Annotated in this window: 20 protein-coding genes; 11 read left to right on the top strand and 9 right to left on the bottom strand. The window is 61.3% G+C overall.

From position 1 onward, the window contains the following. Positions 1-30: 30 nt before the first annotated feature. The gene (fabD, locus tag ACO06O_RS06750; RefSeq protein ID WP_421877619.1) at positions 31-972 is read right to left on the bottom strand and encodes an ACP S-malonyltransferase; all 942 of its coding nucleotides are present in this window, start codon (positions 970-972) and stop codon (positions 31-33) included. A 309-nt stretch (positions 973-1281) separates the two neighbouring features. Here fabD and ACO06O_RS06745 point away from each other — a divergent pair, with 309 nt between their 5' ends. Next, complete coding sequence (locus ACO06O_RS06745; protein WP_421877617.1) at positions 1282-2343, top strand: hypothetical protein; 1062 nt, start codon at positions 1282-1284, stop codon at positions 2341-2343. Between the two features lie 6 nt (positions 2344-2349). Here ACO06O_RS06745 and ACO06O_RS06740 read toward each other — a convergent pair whose 3' ends face one another. Further along, complete coding sequence (locus ACO06O_RS06740; RefSeq protein WP_421877615.1) at positions 2350-4170, bottom strand: PAS domain-containing sensor histidine kinase; 1821 nt, start codon at positions 4168-4170, stop codon at positions 2350-2352. A 208-nt stretch (positions 4171-4378) separates the two neighbouring features. Further along, a complete protein-coding gene (locus tag ACO06O_RS06735) occupies positions 4379-4819 on the bottom strand; it encodes a hypothetical protein (RefSeq protein WP_421877613.1) in 441 nt (146 codons plus the stop codon). Between the two features lie 439 nt (positions 4820-5258). Here ACO06O_RS06735 and rpsF point away from each other — a divergent pair, with 439 nt between their 5' ends. The 3 genes from rpsF to rplI are packed head-to-tail and all read left to right on the top strand — an operon-like array spanning position 5259 to position 6623. Then, positions 5259-5717 (top strand): 30S ribosomal protein S6, encoded by a 459-nt coding sequence (gene rpsF / locus ACO06O_RS06730; RefSeq protein ID WP_421877611.1) that lies wholly within the window; start codon positions 5259-5261, stop codon positions 5715-5717. A gap of 3 nt (positions 5718-5720) precedes the next feature. Then, positions 5721-5960, top strand: a complete 240-nt coding sequence (gene rpsR / locus ACO06O_RS06725) for a 30S ribosomal protein S18 (RefSeq protein ID WP_420417166.1) — start codon at positions 5721-5723, stop codon at positions 5958-5960. A gap of 15 nt (positions 5961-5975) precedes the next feature. Beyond that, the gene (rplI, locus tag ACO06O_RS06720; protein WP_421877609.1) at positions 5976-6623 is read left to right on the top strand and encodes a 50S ribosomal protein L9; all 648 of its coding nucleotides are present in this window, start codon (positions 5976-5978) and stop codon (positions 6621-6623) included. Between the two features lie 94 nt (positions 6624-6717). Here the strand turns inward: rplI and ACO06O_RS06715 are convergent, their stop codons facing one another. Next, complete coding sequence (locus ACO06O_RS06715; RefSeq protein WP_421877607.1) at positions 6718-7677, bottom strand: sigma 54-interacting transcriptional regulator; 960 nt, start codon at positions 7675-7677, stop codon at positions 6718-6720. A gap of 179 nt (positions 7678-7856) precedes the next feature. Between ACO06O_RS06715 and pspA the strand changes: the two genes are divergently transcribed. The 3 genes from pspA to ACO06O_RS06700 all read left to right on the top strand — a co-directional run bounded on the left by pspA (position 7857) and on the right by ACO06O_RS06700 (position 9424). Continuing rightward, entirely contained in the window at positions 7857-8522 is a 666-nt protein-coding gene (gene pspA, locus ACO06O_RS06710) for a phage shock protein PspA (RefSeq protein WP_420417169.1), read from the top strand. A 90-nt stretch (positions 8523-8612) separates the two neighbouring features. Beyond that, entirely contained in the window at positions 8613-8852 is a 240-nt protein-coding gene (gene pspB, locus ACO06O_RS06705; protein ID WP_421877605.1) for an envelope stress response membrane protein PspB, read from the top strand. Between the two features lie 83 nt (positions 8853-8935). After that, on the top strand, positions 8936-9424 hold the full coding sequence (locus tag ACO06O_RS06700) for a PspC domain-containing protein (protein ID WP_421877603.1): 489 nt from the start codon (positions 8936-8938) through the stop codon (positions 9422-9424). A 47-nt stretch (positions 9425-9471) separates the two neighbouring features. Here ACO06O_RS06700 and ACO06O_RS06695 read toward each other — a convergent pair whose 3' ends face one another. Then, positions 9472-9861 (bottom strand): response regulator, encoded by a 390-nt coding sequence (locus ACO06O_RS06695; RefSeq protein ID WP_421877601.1) that lies wholly within the window; start codon positions 9859-9861, stop codon positions 9472-9474. A gap of 283 nt (positions 9862-10144) precedes the next feature. Between ACO06O_RS06695 and ACO06O_RS06690 the strand changes: the two genes are divergently transcribed. The 3 genes from ACO06O_RS06690 to ACO06O_RS06680 all read left to right on the top strand — a co-directional run bounded on the left by ACO06O_RS06690 (position 10145) and on the right by ACO06O_RS06680 (position 15069). Next, positions 10145-11074 carry an ABC transporter substrate-binding protein gene (locus ACO06O_RS06690; RefSeq protein ID WP_421877599.1) on the top strand — a complete coding sequence of 310 codons (930 nt, stop codon included), beginning with the start codon at positions 10145-10147 and terminating at the stop codon, positions 11072-11074. A gap of 67 nt (positions 11075-11141) precedes the next feature. Continuing rightward, complete coding sequence (locus ACO06O_RS06685; protein ID WP_421877597.1) at positions 11142-13415, top strand: ATP-binding protein; 2274 nt, start codon at positions 11142-11144, stop codon at positions 13413-13415. Positions 13416-13515: 100 nt separating this feature from the next. Beyond that, on the top strand, positions 13516-15069 hold the full coding sequence (locus ACO06O_RS06680) for a replicative DNA helicase (RefSeq protein ID WP_421877595.1): 1554 nt from the start codon (positions 13516-13518) through the stop codon (positions 15067-15069). A gap of 4 nt (positions 15070-15073) precedes the next feature. Here the strand turns inward: ACO06O_RS06680 and ACO06O_RS06675 are convergent, their stop codons facing one another. The 4 genes from ACO06O_RS06675 to ACO06O_RS06660 form a co-directional block, all read right to left on the bottom strand. Beyond that, positions 15074-15298, bottom strand: coding sequence for a hypothetical protein (locus tag ACO06O_RS06675; RefSeq protein ID WP_421877593.1), 225 nt, complete (start codon positions 15296-15298; stop codon positions 15074-15076). Positions 15299-15373: 75 nt separating this feature from the next. Next, positions 15374-16093: a DUF1194 domain-containing protein gene (locus tag ACO06O_RS06670; protein WP_421877591.1), complete on the bottom strand. Its 720-nt coding sequence runs from the start codon at positions 16091-16093 to the stop codon at positions 15374-15376. A 63-nt stretch (positions 16094-16156) separates the two neighbouring features. Continuing rightward, on the bottom strand, positions 16157-17338 hold the full coding sequence (locus tag ACO06O_RS06665) for an MFS transporter (RefSeq protein ID WP_421877589.1): 1182 nt from the start codon (positions 17336-17338) through the stop codon (positions 16157-16159). Next, the gene (locus ACO06O_RS06660; RefSeq protein ID WP_421877587.1) at positions 17335-18075 is read right to left on the bottom strand and encodes an SDR family NAD(P)-dependent oxidoreductase; all 741 of its coding nucleotides are present in this window, start codon (positions 18073-18075) and stop codon (positions 17335-17337) included. Before ACO06O_RS06660 ends, ACO06O_RS06665 begins: the two co-directional genes overlap by 4 nt. A gap of 100 nt (positions 18076-18175) precedes the next feature. Here ACO06O_RS06660 and ACO06O_RS06655 point away from each other — a divergent pair, with 100 nt between their 5' ends. Then, positions 18176-18802 (top strand): TetR/AcrR family transcriptional regulator, encoded by a 627-nt coding sequence (locus ACO06O_RS06655; protein WP_421877585.1) that lies wholly within the window; start codon positions 18176-18178, stop codon positions 18800-18802. Positions 18803-18857: the final 55 nt, after the last annotated feature.

Here is an 18857-nt window from a genome sequence, read left to right as displayed (position 1 = left end):
AAAGTCACTGAGCGGCTTAGCACCGTGCCGTCACAAGGATGCCAGGAAGGTCTCGACGTCGGCGGGACCGTTAATGGCGACCCCGCTGAGATCGCGGTCGATGCGCTTCGCCAGACCGGAAAGGACCTTGCCGGCGCCGACTTCGACCAGGGTGTCGATGCCCAGATCCTTCATCACCAGCACGCTCTCGCGCCAGCGCACCCGGCCGCAGACCTGCTCCACCAGCTGACGGCGGATCATATCCGGATCGACCGTGCGGGCGGCGGTGACATTGGCGATCAGCGGCACGGCGGGCGGCTGAATGACGGTTTCGGCCAGAGCGCGCCCCATCTTGTCCGCCGCGGGGGCCATCAGTTCGCAATGGAACGGTGCCGATACCGGCAGCAGCACGGCGCGCTTGGCGCCTTTCTCTTTCGCGATCACGAGCGCGCGCTCGACGGCGCTGGCCGCACCGGAGATCACGACCTGGCCCGGCGCGTTGTCGTTCGCGGCGGCGCAGATCTCCCCCTGGGCGGCCTCGGCCGCGACCGCTTCGGCCTGTTCCAGATCAAGACCCAGCAGCGCCGCCATGGCGCCCTCGCCCACCGGAACCGCGGCCTGCATCGCCTGACCGCGCAGTTTCAACAGCCGCGCGGTATCGGCCAGTTCCAGCGCGCGGGACGCCGCCAGCGCGGAGTATTCGCCCAGGCTGTGACCGGCGACGCAATCCGCCATATCGCTGATCGGTTTGCCGCCTTCGCTTTCCAGTACGCGGATCACGGCCAGGCTCACGGCCATCAGCGCGGGTTGGGCATTCTCCGTCAGCGTCAGATCGCTATCGGGCCCTTCCTGCATCAGTTTGAAAAGATGCTGCCCCAGCGCGTCGTCGACTTCCTCGAAGACTTCCCGCGCGACAACGAAGGCGTCGGCAAGTTCGCCGCCCATGCCTATCGCCTGGCTGCCCTGCCCCGGAAAAACAAATGCTCGGCTCATTGGCGTCTCCCTTCCCCGAATTTCGCGACTGGCCCATTCGGGTCCGCTTGTGTCTCGGCGAAGTCATAGTCGGCATTGAACCGGTGTCAAGCGGCGGGCCATGCCACAACGCCGCTCCATCGCGTGCCGTTAACCAAACCTTCAGATCATTTGACCTAATATGGCACCATAATCACTTGTCGGGACGAAACCGTGGCTGACCTACCAACAACCTACGAACAACGCGGCGTCTGGGCGGGATTTAAGACGGCGAACATGAATTTCGGTCGGATTCGGCTCGACAACGGATCTTCGGATCCGAAAGACTGGATGCTGCTGATTCCTGGGTTTTCCGGCAAGAAGGAAGCCTCCATGGTCTTGCCGTTAACCCAGGTCAAGAGCGCCTTCGGCAACCTGGCAGACGACGATATCGAATTCGTCGACGATATTGTTCAGGCACCGGTCTGCGACCTGAAACCGCTGATCAGCCCGGCGGAAATCCGCGCCAGCCTACTCAAACGCATTCCACGCTTCGGGCAGTCGCTGGCCCAGAGACGCCGGGACGATCACCCGATCGAGGCAGAAATCGACAAGACGGTTGAGGCACAGACATATCTGCGCCTCGTTGTGCAACTGATGCGTCTGACCGGTGAGGCCTATGGGCAGGCACAGCTTAAGAAGATGTCGGTCAACACCTACCGGCTGCTGATGAACGCCTCCAGAAGCGACCCGGAAACGGCGGCGATCCAGAACAAGTTCAACAAGGTGATGTTCGAACATCTGGCGTCGGTTCTGGAATGCGACGTCGAAGAGGCCATGAACCGTTTGGAGAGATTCGCTGTCGCCATTGCTCCGGCCGTTCAGGTCGATTCCGCCGATGACAGCCTGCAGGGTTGGCTGATCCGTCAGCGCAACCGCCTAGGCAATGTCCTGAGCGACCTTGAAGACCGGCAGGACGAACTGCCCGATCTTTTTAAGACCGTCCTGGGCGACCTGATCTTCCCCTTCCAACAGTTTCTGGGCATTGCGGCGAAAGAGTTGGCCCGCGTCGAACGGCGCGCGAACAACCTTCAATCCAGCCTGAAGCGACTCGATAAGGCTCTGGCGGAATGTGAGGAAGCCAAACTGAACGCGTCCCTGGCTCTCGACGGCTGGCAGCCGATCTGTTCGCTGTTCGAGGCCGCTTTGGCGGCCAAGTCCAATGAGGAACTGTTCAAAGCCATCGACACCGCCTTGAAGAATACGCCCCTGGTCCCGCGCGAAGTCGTGGAGGATCTGGAAAATGAACTGACCAACTGGCGTGCCTTCAGTTCGCGTCAGCGCAAGCTGGTCGAGGCCCTGGAAGACTGGCGGACCGGCAAAATCGATCAGGAAATGGCATCGCGGATGTAATCGACATCACGCCCGGATGCGGGATTCCGGCAGATAGACGGTCGCCACAGTACCCTTGCCTGGGGCCGAGGTCAGATCAAACGTCCCGCCATGCAATTCAACCAATTGTTTGACGAGGGGGAGGCCCAGACCGGCCCCTTGCCGTTTTCGTTCCAACCCGGATTCTGCCTGAACGAAAGGTTCCATGACCCGAGCGATATCACGCGGATTGATGCCGATCCCGTTATCGATGACCTTGATAACAAGGCCTCCGTCCTGCCGGGCAACAGCCACATGGACAACGCTGTGAGGTTCCGAGAATTTCAACGCGTTTGTTAGCAGATTGGTGACGATCTGGCGCAGCCGCATCTTGTCTGCAACAAGGGGGGGGACGTCCGGGGGCATTTGGATCTCGATCCTACGGTCATGATCCGAATGGGCGGACAAGGCGTCCCGGACGGAATCGGCGATGACCGCCCCCACGTCGACTGTCTCGGTTTCCAAATTGATCGCGCCCTGGGAAATCCGCGAGATGTCCAGCAGATCGCTCAACATGCTCAGCAGATGTTCCCCGCTGCGGCGGACAATTCCGGCGTATTCTACATAAGTCGCGTTCATCACGCCGAACATTTGGCGTTCCATCGCCTCAGAGAAGCCGATCACGGCGTTTAGCGGCGTCCTCAACTCATGGCTCATATTCGCCAAGAACATCGTTTTGGCCTGATTTGCGTCATTGGCCGCAACGGCGGCGCGCAGGATCGCGTGCTCCGCCTCAACCTGCTGCGTCACATCCGTGCCGGTGCCGCGGAACCCAATGAACAGGCCCCCCTCATCGAAGACCGGCTTACCGCGTAACGCAAAATGCCGCGGCCCGCCTTCTGACCGATCCCGGACCAGCTTCAAATCGCGGAACGCCTCACGTTTGGCAAAAGCATCTCGCAGCGCGGCAAGTCCGTCGGCTAGGTCTCCCCCTTGCGGAATGGCGTCTCGATCGACATTCAACAATCGTTCGGCGTTGCGGGATAAATAGGTGAACCGGCCTTCCGCATCGGTTTCCCAAATCCAGTCGGCCGCGGTGTCGGCAATGTCCTGAAACCGCGCCTGACTGCGGATCAGCGCGGTTTCGTTCCGATCGGCATGGGCGGCAATTCGAAGTCCGGCGGCAATCGCCACCCCCCAGAGAACCGTCGAAAGTGCGGCAATAACGACAAAAGACAGTGTCTTGATCTGAATGGCGATCGCTCCGATGGCCGCCGCGAAATCGAATTCCAGCTCGGTCAGACGCGCGTCCAGGATATGGATTCTGCTCAGTACATCATCGATCACAGCATCGCTTCGACCGGCTTCGATCGCGGTGCGAAGCTGTTCGCCGGTCACCGCCAATTCGGCTATCAACGTATCGGCTTCGCGCCAGATTTCCGTTGCCGGGCGCATCAGGGCGGTATCACCCGCCAACCGATACATCAGGATCATGAAAGGAATGTCGGAATCGAGATTGCGGCCGCGCCGCAATCCGTCACGCGCGGCGTCCCAATCCAAAACGTCCATGCGCATCCTGGTATGCGCGGCACCATCCCCTTGCGGAATATCCAGGAACTCTTTGAAGCGTGCAAAATCGGCCGGGTCTTCCGTCTTGGAATAGCGCATCAGAGAATAGGCGGCCGTTTTCTGACCAATGACATAGTATTCGCTGCCCGCCGTATAGGCGCGGGTACCGTCGATCACGATCAATGTCACTGCGAACACGGCCAGTAGAACGATCTGAATGGACAGAAAGACTGCAATCAGCTTGATGATCAGCGATTTCTGCGTTTGTCCCGCTGCGCCCTTATTGTCAGAAGCCCGCATAAGTCTCCGTTTCCGTCATGCGCCCAGGCCCGCCTGAATAGGCTCGAAATTCCTTCCGTCCGGTTAACGGACAAAAAATTTCGACAGGCCTGCGCCCATTCTACGAATTTCGGAAACCTTTGCCACTGCAGGAAAACCGACGCCCCGGCCGATTTCTCGATCCGGGGCGCCAATCCCTCGCCAGGGTGAAACTGTTTGGAGCGGAGGCTTACTCTGCCGCAGCTGCTGCCGGCAGGTCCCGATAAGGCCGGGCGTCGTCGTTCACGCCGCCTTTCAGAACGGCCGACTGGACCCAACGATCTTCGGCGACATATTGCGGGAACTCGTCCCAGAAGCCGTCGAAATCGCCGACCTGACCATGGACGAACCGTCCGTCACGAACTTGGATCAGAACCTTCTTCGCGCTGAAGGCGTCGCCATCGCGGCGGCAAATGTACCAGAGCGCGACACCTTCGAATTGGAAGGACACATCCAAATCAATGTCGCCGCCAATCTCGGCGCGGTCGTTCAGAACATAATCCACCGGATCGTCGGGCTGATCCGGGTCGTAGAGCGTGTAGACCACGAGATCTGCCAATTTCGAGAGCCGTTTCAGCTCCCGGGCGATCAGGTCGGCCATCACCGCCTTCATTTCGTTCGGATCGTTCATCGCGTCATCTCCTTGTTAAGTATGAGAATCGGGCGATTCGCGAATCGGTTCAAATAAAAAATTAACTATAGACTCAGTTTTATCTATTTTGTTTTTGCCTCCAATAAATACACACCGGCCAATTGTTGATTTATATGCGCGCCCCGAGAATTTTACATCAGCCCACTGCGAATCGCTGATTCTCCCTGCATCATCCAAAAGAACGATTTTCCGCAGAAAAGCGCTGTATTCGGCTTGCATCGCAATCGGGCATCCCCTATAAGCCGCCCGTCTCGAGCCGGGTTACCTGGCTAGGGGCGATACTCCTTGCCGATATCTCCGCCGCTCACAAGGTGCCGGAACAAGAGATCGGCTAGGGCCGGGCGGCAGAGCCGATCCTGGATTTTCCAGGAGAAAGCCACTGCGCCGGACCGTGAAACAGCCAGAGGGAGTGACATCGATGGCGAACTACGAAACCGTGCTGATCGCACGGCAGGATGTCTCTGCGACGCAGGTCGAGAGCATCACCGACCTGGCTCAGGAAATCCTGACCGAAGACGGCGGCCGCATCGCCCGCCGGGAATACTGGGGCCTGCGTGGCCTGGCCTTCCGGATCAAGAAGAACCGCAAAGGCCATTACGTTCTGCTGAACTACGAAGCCAAGGCGGAAGCGGTCCATGAAATGGAACGCCGCATGCGCCTGCACGACGACGTGCTGCGCTACATGACGGTCCGCACCGAGGACCTGCCGGAAGAACCGTCCGTGGTTCTGGCACGCCGTGACGAGCGTGACCGGGATCGGGGTGGCCGAGGCCGGGACCGGGACGACCGGGGTCCGCGCGAAGATCGCGGTCCGCGTGGCGACCGTGGCCCGCGTGGCGATCGCCCGTTCCGCGACAACGACAGTTCGGAGGACTAATCCATGGCTATGCGACCTGCCCGGCGGCCCTTCTTCCGCCGCAAGAAAACCTGCCCGTTCTCCGGTCCGAATGCGCCCGAGATCGACTACAAGGACATCAAGACCCTGCAGCGTTTCGTTTCCGAACGCGGCAAGATCGTCCCGTCGCGCATCACCGCGGTGAGCGCCAAGAAACAGCGCGCCCTGGCCCGGGCCATCAAACGCGCCCGTTTCCTGGGTCTCATCCCCTACGTGATCCGCTAAGGGAGGGCTCTGATCATGCAAATCATTCTTCTCGAACGGGTCGAAAAACTGGGCCAGATGGGCGACGAAGTCTCCGTCAAGCCGGGTTATGCCCGTAACTTCCTGCTGCCGCAGAACAAAGCGGTCCGCGCCACCGAGGCCAATCGCCGCCGGTTCGAAGCGCAGCGTGCGGAACTGGAAGCCCGCAACCTGGAGCGCAAGTCCGAAGCCGAACGCGTCGCCCAGGATCTGGAAGGCCTGTCGGTCGTCCTGATCCGCGCCGCGTCCGACACGGGCCAGCTTTACGGTTCGGTCAACGCCCGCGACATTTCCGACGCGGTTTCCGCCAAGGGCGTGAAAATCGGCCGCGGTCAGGTGATGATGGAGCGTCCGGTCAAGACGATCGGCATTTTCGACTTCCGCGTCCAACTGCACCCGGAAGTGATCGTCACGGTTCACATCAACGTCGCCCAGTCGCAGGAAGAAGCCGAGGCCCAGGCCGAACGCCACGCCCGCGGCGAATCCGTCGTCGTGACCGAAGCCGAACGCGCGGCGCAGGACATGGCCGAAGAAGCCGAACGCCAGGCGGCGGAAGTCGCTGCGGCGGCGGCCGAACTGGTCGACGAGCAAACCGCCGAGCGTATCCTCGAAGACGCTGCCGATACCGAGGAAGACAAGGCGTAAAGCCTCGCTCTCGCCTTACGGCACCAAGCGTTACGAAAGGGCGCGGAGCGATCTCCGCGCCCTTTCCTTATGCGGCCCCGGGATTCCAGTTAAATCAGATTGCCCCGTGCTTCTTCGCCACCCGGCGGAACCGCAAATATTCCATATCGAGACGCCGTGCGGCCTCCGCCTGGTTACCCTCGGCGGCGGTCAAGGCATCCCGGATAAGGCGCCGCTCCACAGTTTCGATCTCGCTGTCAAACGCTGGAAGAGGACGCGGTCCCGGCGCGGGCGTTTCGCCCTCCGCCGCCGGGAATACATCAATCACGATCCGGTCGATGGCGGTTTCAGGGTCGCCGTGCCGGAATACGGATCTTTCCACCACATTGCGCATTTCGCGAATATTGCCGGGCCAATCATAAGATTCCAGAACCTTCTCCGCCGCGCGCGTGAACCCCGGATAGGTCGGCCAAGCCAAGTCACGGGCCATGCCGCGCGCGAAGTATTCGGCCAGGATCGGAATATCGAGCGGCCGGTGGCGCAGCGGCGGGACGGCAACGACCTCGAAAGACAATCGGTCCAGCAGATCCGCCCGGAAATCGCCCTTCTCCACCGCCAGCCGCAGATCCTCATTGGTGGCACCGATGAACCGGATATCGGCCGATAAGGTTCTGGTCCCACCGAGGCGTTCGAACTCGCCATACTCAACCGCACGCAGCAGCTTTTCCTGAACCGCCTGCCCGGCCAGACCGATCTCGTCCAATAGGAGGGAGCCCCCCTCGGCCCGCTCCAACAGGCCCGCCCGCATTCGCTGCGCTCCGGTGAAAGCGCCGGCTTCATGCCCGAACAGCTCGCTTTCAAGCAGGCTTTCAGTGAAGGCGGCGCAGTTTGCCCGGATATAGGGGCCGTCCCAGCGCCGCGACAGATAATGCAGGCGTGCCGCGATGAGTTCCTTGCCCGAACCGCGCTCCCCCATGACCAGAACCGGCCGGTTCAGCTTGGCGAGGTCGGACACATGATCCAGAACCGCGACGAAGGCCGGGTCCGCCCCGATGATCGTGTCTGAAAGTTCCATTTATTAAATCGCCATATTTGTTGCTTATATATATGTATAACCGATATCTCGGATCAACTGAAAATCCCTAAATAACTGTTTTCATTGAGTTTTTAAGTTGGCACAGCACTTGCCAATATACGGTCAGTTCCCGGCGGCATGGCCGTTGGGGTTCTACGACAGCCAAGGAGTTCGCCCCGATGGGTATCTTTTCCCGTATGACCGACATTCTGAACGCCAACATCAACACGCTGCTGGATCGGGCCGAAGACCCGGAGAAAATGGCGCGGCTGATGATCCAGGAAATGGAGGACACGCTGGTCGAAGTGCGGTCCAGCGCCGTTCGGATGATCGCCGACAAGAAGACCATCGTCCGCCGTCTGGACGAGGCCGAAACCGACATGGAGGATTGGGGCAAGAAGGCGGAATACGCACTGAGCCGCGGCCGGGAGGATCTGGCGAAGGCGGCTTTGCTTGCAAAGAAGCGCCTGGGCGACCATGTCGACCAGTTGAAGCGCGAATTGAAATCCGTCGAGGAAAGCCTGGAGAAATATGACGACGATTTGGCCCGCCTGCAGGCGAAGCTGGACGAAGCAAAGGCCCGACGGAAGTCCATTGAAATCCGCCATACCTCGGCCCGCAACAGGGTTCAGATGCGCCGCACGCTCTATGACGGCCGTGTCGACGACGCCCTGGCCCGGTATGAAAGCCTGGAACGCCGGATCGACGATATCGAAGGCGAGGCCGAAGGGTTCGACCTGGGCCGGCGTGAAAACCTGAATAGCGCCTTCGCCGATCTGGAGGCCGAACAGGAAATCGAAGACGAATTGGAGACGTTGAAGGCCAATATGAAAAAGAAGGGATAAGGCGCTCTTCAAACTGCGGGACGGTTTGGCATAATCACGACGCCCGGCAACCAATGCTCAACGACACTCGACAGGACCTGACCCTTCGCCATGGATATCTGGATCGTCTTCTTCGTACCGACCGTCTTGTTGATTGGCGTGGTACTGCCCATGTGGCTGGTATTCCACTATGTCACCAAATGGCGGGAACAGAAGCGGCGGCACACCGCCTCGGAAGAGGAGTTTCAGGCGCTATGGCGATTGGCCAGCCGGCTGGAGGAGCGGATGGACACGCTGGAACATGTCGTCGACGACGCCGACCGCCCGCGCCCGGGACGCGCCCAAAACTGACGAGACCAGGGTTTAGGCCGCCCGATGCCCCCTCCCCGCCGTTTGACTGATTTGAACCGACCGCGACGAGACGAGACAAAGACATGAGCTGCCCCTACCGCAATTCCCGCACCCGAGAAAATGGCGACGCCGGGTCTTCCCGCCAACCGCGCGGCGGCTTCGGCCGCAAGCTGCACGACAAGTTACAAGCCCTGCATCGGGATCCCGAATACGGCAAGATCGCCGGGGTTTGCGCCGGCCTTGCCCATACTTTCGGCCTGCGTCCCATTACGATCCGCGTGGCGGCCGTCATCTTCCTGTTCATGAACCCGCCGGCCGCGGTCGTCCTGTACGGCTTGGGTGTCCTGCTGCTGAAGCGAAAACAGGATATGCCGGTCGCGACGGCCGAAACGCCCCGCTCGGAGCCCCCCCAGACTGCGGAGCCGGCCGCGCAGGACGAGGGCCTGCCCGAAAGCCTGAAATTCGAGGCACTGCGCAAGAAATTCCGTGATTTGGAGCGGCGCGCGGCGGATCTTGAACGGACGGTAACGTCCGAGGATTACGATCTGAAGCGTCAATTCCGGGAAATCTGAATGCCGCCATTGTCGGCCTGTCCCTGGACGGGCCGACAATGGGTGGGTCACGCCCCCTGCAGGGCGACCTCGAAATCCTGTTTGCGGTACGGTTTCTCGATCCCTGTCAGAACGCGGATGCCATTGCCTTCCGCCACCTGCACAAGCGATTCGATGTAGTTCCTGGCATTGGCGGACGCAACGATCAGCGCGCCATGAAAATCATGCTCCGTCAGCGCCTTGACTACCTCGAACCCGTCGATCGATTCGCTGAGGATGATATCCAGAACGACAATATCCGCTGACGCGCATTCCGCCACTTGCTGATAAAATGCCGGCCCTTCATGCGGGGCTCGCGTCACGCCATAGCCAAGACCTTCCAGTATCGCCTTGAGAAGTTCGAAACTTTCGTCATTGTCCTCGACCACGACCGCCGTTTTGCCCACGCCACCATTCATTGCAAGTCACCTTAAAATCTGTTCGATGATGTCTGCACGCCCTTGCCTTGCCCCCAAAATGGCCGCGCTTCGCGACATTATTTAGAGCGCGAAACACAAAATGGTCAAACCCCTGAATGCAAAGTATAATTTGTAACAAAATTGCCCGGCGTTGAATTTATCGATTGTTAATGTTTCCAGGCTAGTGTGGTGGTGTATCGGGTGGTTTGTACAATGCTGGAGTTACATATCAATGGTAGTCTCGCGCACCCCTTCCCGACTTTTCCATTTTCACGCCGCGGTCATGATCGCCGCAATTTTTCTGTCCGGCGCCTCTCCCGTGTCGGCGGAGCCGGTGCGCATCGGGACGTCCAAGACGGGCATGCTGATCTGGCTGGCCGACGCCAATGGGTATCTGGACGGATTGGATATCGTTCTGGAAGAAGTCGGATCGGGCGTTGTCGCGGCAAACCGGGTCGCAGAGGGTAGCCTGACTTTCGGCACCAGTTCGGAGTTCGCTTTCATCAGCAAGACGCTCACCGCCCCCACATTGTGCATCTATGCCACCATCTCGGCGTCCCGCACCACGCGACTGATTGCGCGAGGTGACCGGATCGGACCCGCCCCGGAGGACCTGGCAGGACGGCGGATCGCCGTTACGCCGAACGGGATCGGTCAATACTTCCTGTCGCAGTATCTCGCCCTTTCCGGTCTCGACATCGAGACCGTGACATTGGTCAACGCCCGGCCGGATGAGATCGTGCGACTGATCAGTGAGGGGGAAGTGGACGCGGCCATGACCTGGGAGCCCCATGTCAGCCATATCCGGAAAGCCCTGGGCGACCTAGCCATCGATTATCCCGACCAGGCCGATCAATATTACTATTTCGTTCTGCACGGGCGATGCGATCTTTCGGAGGACGCGGCAGCGACCCTGCCGGCTTTCCTGAACGCCTTGCATCGCGCGGAACTGTTCGCACAAGACAATCCCGATGAAGCCAAACGTATTCTCGCCAACCGGCTATCGATCGATTTCACCGCACTCGAAGAAATATGGCCGCAGCATTCTTTCGCCGTCGTCTTGCCGCAGGACCTGATCAACGCGATCGAGGCGGAGGCCGATTGGCGAATTGAAAACGGGCTGGCCGAAGGTCCGACGCCGAACGTACTTGATTTTGTTCGGCCCGGCCCCCTGAACAGCGTGGCGCCGCAAGCCGTTCGCATGGTTTACTGACCAGGTTCGGGGAGGACCTGCCAATATGAAAATTCGAACACGGGCGGTGATACTGGGATGGGTCGCAATGGCTGCCATCACCACCCTTGTCGTTGTCAATGCAGTGGCCCTGTTGCGCCAGGTCGACATTGACGAGCGTCTGGTCGGCATCAACGACACCCTGTCCGACCTCCGGTTTGCGGACGAACTGGCAACGGAGATACTCCACACCCCCAATGAGCGCGCGGCGGCACAGTGGAACATCTTGATCGATCGGTTGGATGACCGCCTGCAGCACTTGTTCCAGCAACTAGATATCAGCGAAGGGTTTCAAGGCGAGATTCGCGGTCGGTTGAGCGCAATCGACCGCGCGGTCGACCGGCTGAACGACGCCGAGAAGCCGGTCAACGCCGCGGCCAAGAAAGCGCTGGCCGGGCGGCTCAGCGCCAACCGCAATGCCCTGTTTACCCAGATCGAAAGGCTTCAATCCGAACTGGCGCAGAGTCGGACGCGGCTGATCGAGACGACGGCGCTGATCGTTGCGGTCAGCGTCTTGATCGTCGCGGCGGTGGTTTTGGCGTCGTCGATTATCCTGCGGCGGACGGTACTGGCGGCGGTCGACGAAATCGGCACGGCGGTCGAAAGGTTGAAACCCGGTGAGAAGGAAGAGATTCGAACGACACGCTCAGATGAGATCGGCGACATGCTCCGCGGCCTGGAATCCGCGCGCCTCCAGCTTCAGCACGCTTTCGAGCTTGAAGCGACGTCCCGGCAGGAAGCGGAGGAGCTCAGCAAGGCGAAATCCTCCTTCATCGCCACGACCAGCCATGAATTGCGCACTCCGCTGAACGGTCTCCTGGGCAGCCTGACATTTCTGTCCGAAACCAAACTGGACGCCGATCAGCAGCGCTATACGCAGATGGCACGCCGGTCCGGGGACGCTTTGCTGTCGGTGATCAATGACGTGCTCGACTTCTCGCGCATTGACGGCGGCGGCATGCAGTTCGAGAACGTCGCCTTTCTGCCCGCGCTGATCCTGAAAGACACCGTATCCATTCACGCGCCGGTCGCTGAGCAGAAGAACCTCGCTTATCGTCTGGAAGTCGACCTCGACGACGACCTGGCCCTGTTCGGCGATGCAGACCGGATTCGGCAAATCCTCAACAACCTGATCGGCAACGCTCTGAAATTCACGGATAAGGGCGGCGTCACCGTTCACGCGTGGTTGGACAAGGCACGGCTCGGTGCGACCAAGGACCTGATCATCGATGTATCGGACACGGGTATCGGCATCCAACCGGACAAGATGCACGCGATCTTCGAACCATTTGCCCAGGCGGACGGATCGACCGCGCGACGCTTCGGCGGCTCCGGGCTCGGCCTGGCGATCAGCGCCAAATTGGCCAAGGCGATGGGCGGCGATCTCACGGCCAAGAGCGAAGTCGGCGTGGGATCGACCTTCCGCCTGACGCTGTCGCTGAAGAGTGCGAAGCGCGAAGACGTCCTCTCGGTCGCGGACGCAATCAACGCCGATACGGAGGCGAATGCCCTGAAAGGCCTTCATGTCCTTGTCGTGGACGACGTCGAAATCAACCGGGTGATTGCCACCGACATGCTGCGCAAGTGGGGGTGCCTGGTCAGCGAGGCTTATGATGGCCGCAACGCCTTGGAAGCAATCGATCAATACAGTTACAACATCGTCCTGATGGACGTTCAGATGCCCGAGATGGATGGCCTGACCGCGACCCGGCGGGCGCGCGCGAAGGGCCACACGCTGCCTATTGTCGGCATGACGGCCAACGCTTTCAGAGAGCAGCGCGAAGAGTACACAGCCGGTGGCATGGACGACGTGATCTCGAAACCGGTCGATTGGCTGAAACTGCATGAATGCCTGACCCGGCTCTGCGCCGGGGCGGTCCGAGGGGGGCAGAATGCCGGGCCAAGCCCCACGCCAAGTCCCGCGCCGCCACCGTCGGACATTACAATCGATGCCACGCCCCCGGCCGCCCCTCAGGAGCCGGGACCCGAACAAGCCCCCGCCGCGCCGGCCCTGGACGCCACGACGATCCAGTCACTGCAATCGATCATGGAGCGGGACAAACTTAGGCTTCTGGCAAAGAAGGCCGTCGACCAAGTCTACGATTCCATTGAGACCCTGCGCGCGCCGCACAGCACGGAGGAGCGCCGCCATATCGCCCATACCATCAAGGGCATGTGTGGAAACCTGGGATTCGCCGAACTGGCCGATGTATCCCGGGATCTGGAATACGAAGACGACGGCGACAATGTCCCCGGACATCTGGACCGCCTGAACCATGCGGTCGAGCGCACGCGCGCCGAGTTCGACGCCCTGATCCAATAGACCCGGATCGTAAGACGGCCCCCGATATCCCCCTTATTCACAGGCCCGGTTCGCACCCGTTCTCCGTGCCAAGGGGAACGACTCGGCGTATGGTTCCGGGATGACAATCGATCCCGCCGAGAGCCCCAGCGGCTCAAACAATGTCCGTTCGCTGCATGGCGACCGCGCCAATTCGGAAAGCCCGCAGAAGGCCTTCCGCCAGCCGCCGTTCAACGCGGAGGTGGAGCAGGCGCTGTTGGGCGCGATCCTGCGCAACAACAGGGCCTATGAGCCTGCGGCGGACCTGTTGCGCGCGGTTCATTTCTATGTCCCGGAACACCAGCGCCTGTATGAGCATATCAAGAAGCTGATCGACCGGGGCCAGGTCGCAAGCCCCGCGACCCTGAGCCATATCGCGGATACCGACGAAATACTGCGCGAGGCCGGCGGCACCGAATATCTGTACGAACTGGCGACCAATGTCGTTACCGTCCTGAACGCGGCGGAATACGCCAAGACAATCCACGACCTGCATTTGAAGCGGGAGTTGATCGGCCTGGGCGAAGACGTCGTCAACGACGCCTATGACAACAGCGACATCGATTTCACCGCCAACAAGCAGATCGAGAAAGCCGAACAGCGGCTCTACGACCTGGCCTCTACCGGCGAAGTCGACCGGTCCGTCGTCAGTATGGACGTCGCCGCCAAGCGCGCCCTGGAAATGGCCGAACAGGCCTTCAAGCGCGACAGCCATATCGTCGGGATCACCACCGGCCTGCGCGATGTCGACGAACGCCTGGGCGGTCTGCACAAGTCCGACTTGTTGATCCTGGCCGGACGCCCGGCCATGGGGAAGACGGCCCTGGCGACCAACATCGCGTACAATGCCGCCTCCGCCTATAAGAAGATCGTGACCGAGGACGGCCGCGAGATCGAAGAAGGCGGCGTCGTCCTGTTCTTCTCACTGGAAATGAGCGCCGAACAGCTCGCCGGGCGATTGATTTCCACCTGCGCCGGGGTCCCGTCCGACAAGATCCGGCGCGGCGACATCCAGCAGGAAGAGTTCGAACGCGTCGTCGTCGCCAGTCAGGAGCTGGGCCGCATCCCGCTCTTTATCGACGATACGCCGGCCCTTTCGATCACCGGCCTGCGCCAGCGGGCACGCCGCGTGAAGCGCCAGCACGGCCTGCATCTCGTCGTCGTCGATTACCTGCAGCTCCTCCAAGGGCCGCCGGACAAGCGCATGGACAACCGCGTGCAGGAGGTCTCGGAAATCACCCGGGGCCTGAAGACCCTGGCCAAAGATCTGGAAGTCCCCGTCCTCGCCCTGTCGCAGCTGTCGCGTCAGGTCGAAAACCGCGAAGACAAACGTCCCCAGCTCGCCGACTTGCGCGAATCGGGCTCGATCGAACAGGACGCCGACGTCGTCAGCTTCGTCTACCGCCCGGAATACTATCTGGAAAAGGAACATCCGGAGCAGCGCCCGAACGAGGCCCCGGAAAAGTTCGAAGAACGTCGCCTGCGCCACGAACAGATGCTGGTCGAAAAGCGCAACATCGCCGAACTGGTCATCGCCAAACAGCGTCACGGGCCGGTCGGCATCGTGGAACTGTTCTTTAACGGCGAATTGACCCTATTCGACGATTTGGACAGGGCGCACGAAGGCGGATACTGACGCCTTAAAATTCCAGTTCTTTATTGGATTGTGCCCAGATGCGTGCGGTTTCGCGGGCTTCCTCGTCCGGCATGCCGGTGAAGGCACTTAGGACCATGCTGGCGGCGACGACGCCTTCTCGCAGCGCCTGAAGGCGCGAGCCGGAACGGGCCCGCGTTTCCTGCGCCGTTTCGATGAAAGCTTCGACCATCATACAGGACGTCGAAGCGTCAATTTCCTGAAGTGTCATGGGGCCCGCTCCAAAGCATGCATCGTTGTGTGCAAGCTAGGATTGGAACGGTTGATAACCGGTAAACGCTGGCCCTCATTCCGATGAAATTTTTGTGGCACTGAACGATGTGTCGGACGGGGCTTCCGCCAGGCTGGCGCCCAGCACTTCGCGGATCAGTTTCCGGCGCATCGCCTCGGCATAATCCTCATATCCATGGGCGATCTCGATAAAGGAACCGGGGCCGTACTGGACCTGTTCGCGATAGAAGGATTCGGGATCGGGATCGGCGCCCTTGATGACCAGGCCGTTCACCGTCACATCTCGGAAATCGAAGGCATTGTAGGCGTTGGATGGCGCGAACCCCTCATTGTTGACCCCATCCCCGGCAACATCGATGACCCGGCGCAGGCAGCCCGGCGGCGACTTTTTCAGATAGACGGAGGCGAAGCCGAGCGCATAGCCGAGCGCGGTCGGGAATTCGTTCGTGCTACGTGGCGCATCCCGCAGGCGCGCCGCCGCCTGGCCGATCACCCGCAGCGAATTCAAATGCGTCCAGTCGATCAGGATGCGCTGATTGCGGCGACCGGACCATTCGAAGGCGGCCAGCCAGATTCCGCCCTGGGACAGGATCGATTCCATCACCGCAGGGTCGGTCAATGCCCGCGCCAGTCCTTCGGATTGCAGCCGGTGTTCCCCATCGTCGACGCTGGAAGACACGTCCAGCGCCAGGACCAGCGCCAATGGACAGGCGGATACCGGGGCAGCGAAGGCCAGCGATAGCATTGTCAGGCCGGCGGCGAGTCTACGGATCATCCTGTCTCCCCCAATGCGCGATTACAGGAAGACTAGGGCTCGATCCTTCCGGGGGCAACGCAGCTAGGGGCGATGGCGAAGCGAAACCAAGGACAGGACAAGGGCCAGGGCGGCGATTCCGGCCATGGCGGTCCCCAGCCATTCCGGCCCGAACTTCGATAGAACCCATCCCCCGATTGGCGCGCCGATCCCGATCCCGACATTGCAGACCGAGATGTTCAGGGACCCTGCGAAGGCCGCCGCCTCAGGGGCCAGCATCATGACCCGGACCTGACAGGCGACGAAGGCTGCGGCATGGGCCACGCCCCAAACCGCAATGATCGGACCGTCCAGCATCCAATGCCAACCCAGGACCGGCAGCATCAAACCGACGGCGGCCAGCGCGGCGGCGACCAGGGCGGTTGTTCGGTTGGGATCCCGATCGGCCATCGCCGACGCGATCGCATTGCCGATCAAACCCGCTACACCGAAACCGATCAGGATCAGGGCCGCATCCGCCGCCGTGACCTGCAGCGCATCGAGCAGGATCACCGCAACATAACCGTATGAAGCGAACATGGCCGCGAACAGCGTCAGGGACAGGGCGAGATGCTGGAGCATCCGCCGACTTCCCAGGATCGCGGCCTGACCCATCATCGTCGACGGCGCTAAAATCAGCCCCCGCGGCAGGCTTCCCCGCGTCACGACGGCGGCGATCAAGGCCAGCCCGCCGAGACAGGCATAGAGCCGATCCCATCCGAGCACGTCGGCGCCCCAGAGCCCTAATGGCGACGCTGCTATCGCGCCCAGGATGGTGCCAACATTGACCTGCCCGACCGCCCGGGCGGCGCGGTCCGGGGTGGTCAAGGCCATCGCTGCGTGGCTGGCGACGCTGATGAAGTATGTAAGGAGCGCGCCTTGAACGATCCGAACCGCCAACAGCACCCAGAAATCCGGCATCATGGCCGCGGCGATCCCTGCCCCACCATAAATCGCGAGGGCGGCCGGCAGTCCGTCCTTCGGATCGATCCGACCGGCCAACAGCGTCAGGCAGGGCCCCACAATCGCGGCGGAAAGGGCGAAGGCGGAGACCGTCCAACCCGCACGATCCAACGTGACCGCGAGGTCGCGCGACAAGGCAGGCAGCAGCCCTACAACGATGAATTCCACCAGGACCACGACAGAGGCGGCAGCGGCGAATGCCGCCACCGCCAGCCCGCCCCGCCCCACGGCCGAGCCGGAAATGAGGGGGCTTTCCGACGTCATGCGTTGACGCCGCTGTCGATGGTGAATTCCGATCCGGTGACGGTCCCGGCATCCGGCCCCGTCAGCCAGGCCACCAGACTGGCGACGTCAGCCGGATTATTGAAACGCGGGATCGACATGATGGACCGTTGCGGCTCCGCGTATTCTCCGTTGGCCGGGTTCATATCGGTGTCGGTCGATCCCGGATGCACGACATTGATCGTGATCCCACGCGGTCCGAAATCGCGGGACAGGCCCTTCGCCAGCCCGATCAGCGCCGCCTTGCTCATCGCATAAAGGCCGATGCCCGGTCCCGGCACATGCTTGGCCAGATTGCTGCCGATCAGGACGATCCGACCGCCCTCCGCCAGAAGTCGGTCGGCGGCCAATAGGGCCACATAGACCGCCCGGACATTGACGGACATGGTGCTGTCATAGCCCTGCAACCCGAGTTCCGAAAGTGGTCCGACTTCGAAGACACCCGCATTGCAGACCAGGATATCCAGGCCGCCGAATTCCTCCGCCGCGCGCTCCACAGCGCCCGTCACCGACAGATCCTCACGATTGTCGGCGTAGATCGCCCGCGCCTCCCCACCGGTATCCGTGATCGATTTGACCACGGCGTCGGCGGCATCCGGCGACTGGGCATAGGTCAGGGCCACCCGGGCGCCCTCCGCCGCCAGCTTCCGCGCGATCGCGGCCCCGATACCCCGGCTTCCGCCTGTTACCAGTGCGCGTTTTCCCGTCAGGTTGGCCATGGCTTGAACTCCTTTCTGTAATGATCGTTACAGTTCTTCTGGATCGCTTGCATCCTCTTGTCAACGGATTTATTTATTGATCGTTACAAAAGGAATTCGCATGAACGGAAAAGGCCGCCCGAGAGGGTTCGACAAGACCGAAGCGTTGCGGCGCGCGATGGAGGTATTCTGGACGCGCGGCTTTCAAGGCGCATCCATGGCCGAACTGACAGCCGCCATGGGGCTCAATGCGCCGAGCGTCTACGCCGCCTTCGGCGATAAGGTCGCGCTGTTTCGGGCCGCGATGGCGCTCTACCACGAAACCGAGGGCGCCGGGATCTGGGACGGCATAGAAACCGCCCCCACAGCCCGCGACGCGGTGGCCGGGATGCTGCGCGCATCAGCCGAAGCCTTCACCTGCGGAGAGGCGCCGCGCGGCTGCATGGTCGTCCTGTCCGCCTTGCAGAGCGAAAGTCCGCACCCGGAGATATGCGACGATCTGAAGGCGATGCGCCTCAGGAACATCGATTTGCTGGAACGCCGGTTCGAACGGGCGCGGGACGACGGCGAATTGCCGGCCGGTTCCGATTGCCGCGCCATCGCGGTTTATGTCACCACCCTACAGCACGGCATGTCGATTCAGGCACGCGACGGTGCGAATCGGGAGACGCTAAGTGCCGTCGTCGATTGCGCCATGGCGGGCTGGGATGCGATGATTGCCGCGTCCCAACTCGGCGCGGGCGACTGACGGCGACAATGACACTTGCACCGGCGGGCCGGAATCGCCAAGAACGCGGCAAGTA

This window comes from Pacificispira sp. (genome assembly GCF_965228185.1).
Classification (GTDB): domain Bacteria; phylum Pseudomonadota; class Alphaproteobacteria; order UBA8366; family Aestuariispiraceae; genus Pacificispira.
The sequence above is the reverse complement of the archived record's forward strand: the minus strand, read 5'-3'. Positions and strand labels throughout refer to the sequence as shown.

Excerpts from the sequence above, each read along its gene's own strand:
- ACO06O_RS06740 (WP_421877615.1), bottom strand. The coding sequence starts at position 4,170 with ATGCGGGCTTCTGACAATAAGGGCGCAGCGGGACAAACGCAGAAATCG.
- ACO06O_RS06715 (WP_421877607.1), bottom strand. The coding sequence starts at position 7,677 with ATGGAACTTTCAGACACGATCATCGGGGCGGACCCGGCCTTCGTCGCG.
- ACO06O_RS06680 (WP_421877595.1), top strand. The coding sequence starts at position 13,516 with ATGACAATCGATCCCGCCGAGAGCCCCAGCGGCTCAAACAATGTCCGT.
- fabD (WP_421877619.1), bottom strand. The coding sequence starts at position 972 with ATGAGCCGAGCATTTGTTTTTCCGGGGCAGGGCAGCCAGGCGATAGGC.
- rplI (WP_421877609.1), top strand. The coding sequence starts at position 5,976 with ATGCAAATCATTCTTCTCGAACGGGTCGAAAAACTGGGCCAGATGGGC.
- ACO06O_RS06670 (WP_421877591.1), bottom strand. The coding sequence starts at position 16,093 with ATGATCCGTAGACTCGCCGCCGGCCTGACAATGCTATCGCTGGCCTTC.
- ACO06O_RS06685 (WP_421877597.1), top strand. The coding sequence starts at position 11,142 with ATGGCTGCCATCACCACCCTTGTCGTTGTCAATGCAGTGGCCCTGTTG.
- ACO06O_RS06695 (WP_421877601.1), bottom strand. The coding sequence starts at position 9,861 with ATGAATGGTGGCGTGGGCAAAACGGCGGTCGTGGTCGAGGACAATGAC.
- ACO06O_RS06700 (WP_421877603.1), top strand. The coding sequence starts at position 8,936 with ATGAGCTGCCCCTACCGCAATTCCCGCACCCGAGAAAATGGCGACGCC.
- ACO06O_RS06690 (WP_421877599.1), top strand. The coding sequence starts at position 10,145 with ATGATCGCCGCAATTTTTCTGTCCGGCGCCTCTCCCGTGTCGGCGGAG.
- pspB (WP_421877605.1), top strand. The coding sequence starts at position 8,613 with ATGGATATCTGGATCGTCTTCTTCGTACCGACCGTCTTGTTGATTGGC.
- ACO06O_RS06660 (WP_421877587.1), bottom strand. The coding sequence starts at position 18,075 with ATGGCCAACCTGACGGGAAAACGCGCACTGGTAACAGGCGGAAGCCGG.
- ACO06O_RS06745 (WP_421877617.1), top strand. The coding sequence starts at position 1,282 with ATGCTGCTGATTCCTGGGTTTTCCGGCAAGAAGGAAGCCTCCATGGTC.
- ACO06O_RS06665 (WP_421877589.1), bottom strand. The coding sequence starts at position 17,338 with ATGACGTCGGAAAGCCCCCTCATTTCCGGCTCGGCCGTGGGGCGGGGC.
- pspA (WP_420417169.1), top strand. The coding sequence starts at position 7,857 with ATGGGTATCTTTTCCCGTATGACCGACATTCTGAACGCCAACATCAAC.
- ACO06O_RS06735 (WP_421877613.1), bottom strand. The coding sequence starts at position 4,819 with ATGAACGATCCGAACGAAATGAAGGCGGTGATGGCCGACCTGATCGCC.
- ACO06O_RS06655 (WP_421877585.1), top strand. The coding sequence starts at position 18,176 with ATGAACGGAAAAGGCCGCCCGAGAGGGTTCGACAAGACCGAAGCGTTG.
- ACO06O_RS06675 (WP_421877593.1), bottom strand. The coding sequence starts at position 15,298 with ATGACACTTCAGGAAATTGACGCTTCGACGTCCTGTATGATGGTCGAA.
- rpsF (WP_421877611.1), top strand. The coding sequence starts at position 5,259 with ATGGCGAACTACGAAACCGTGCTGATCGCACGGCAGGATGTCTCTGCG.
- rpsR (WP_420417166.1), top strand. The coding sequence starts at position 5,721 with ATGGCTATGCGACCTGCCCGGCGGCCCTTCTTCCGCCGCAAGAAAACC.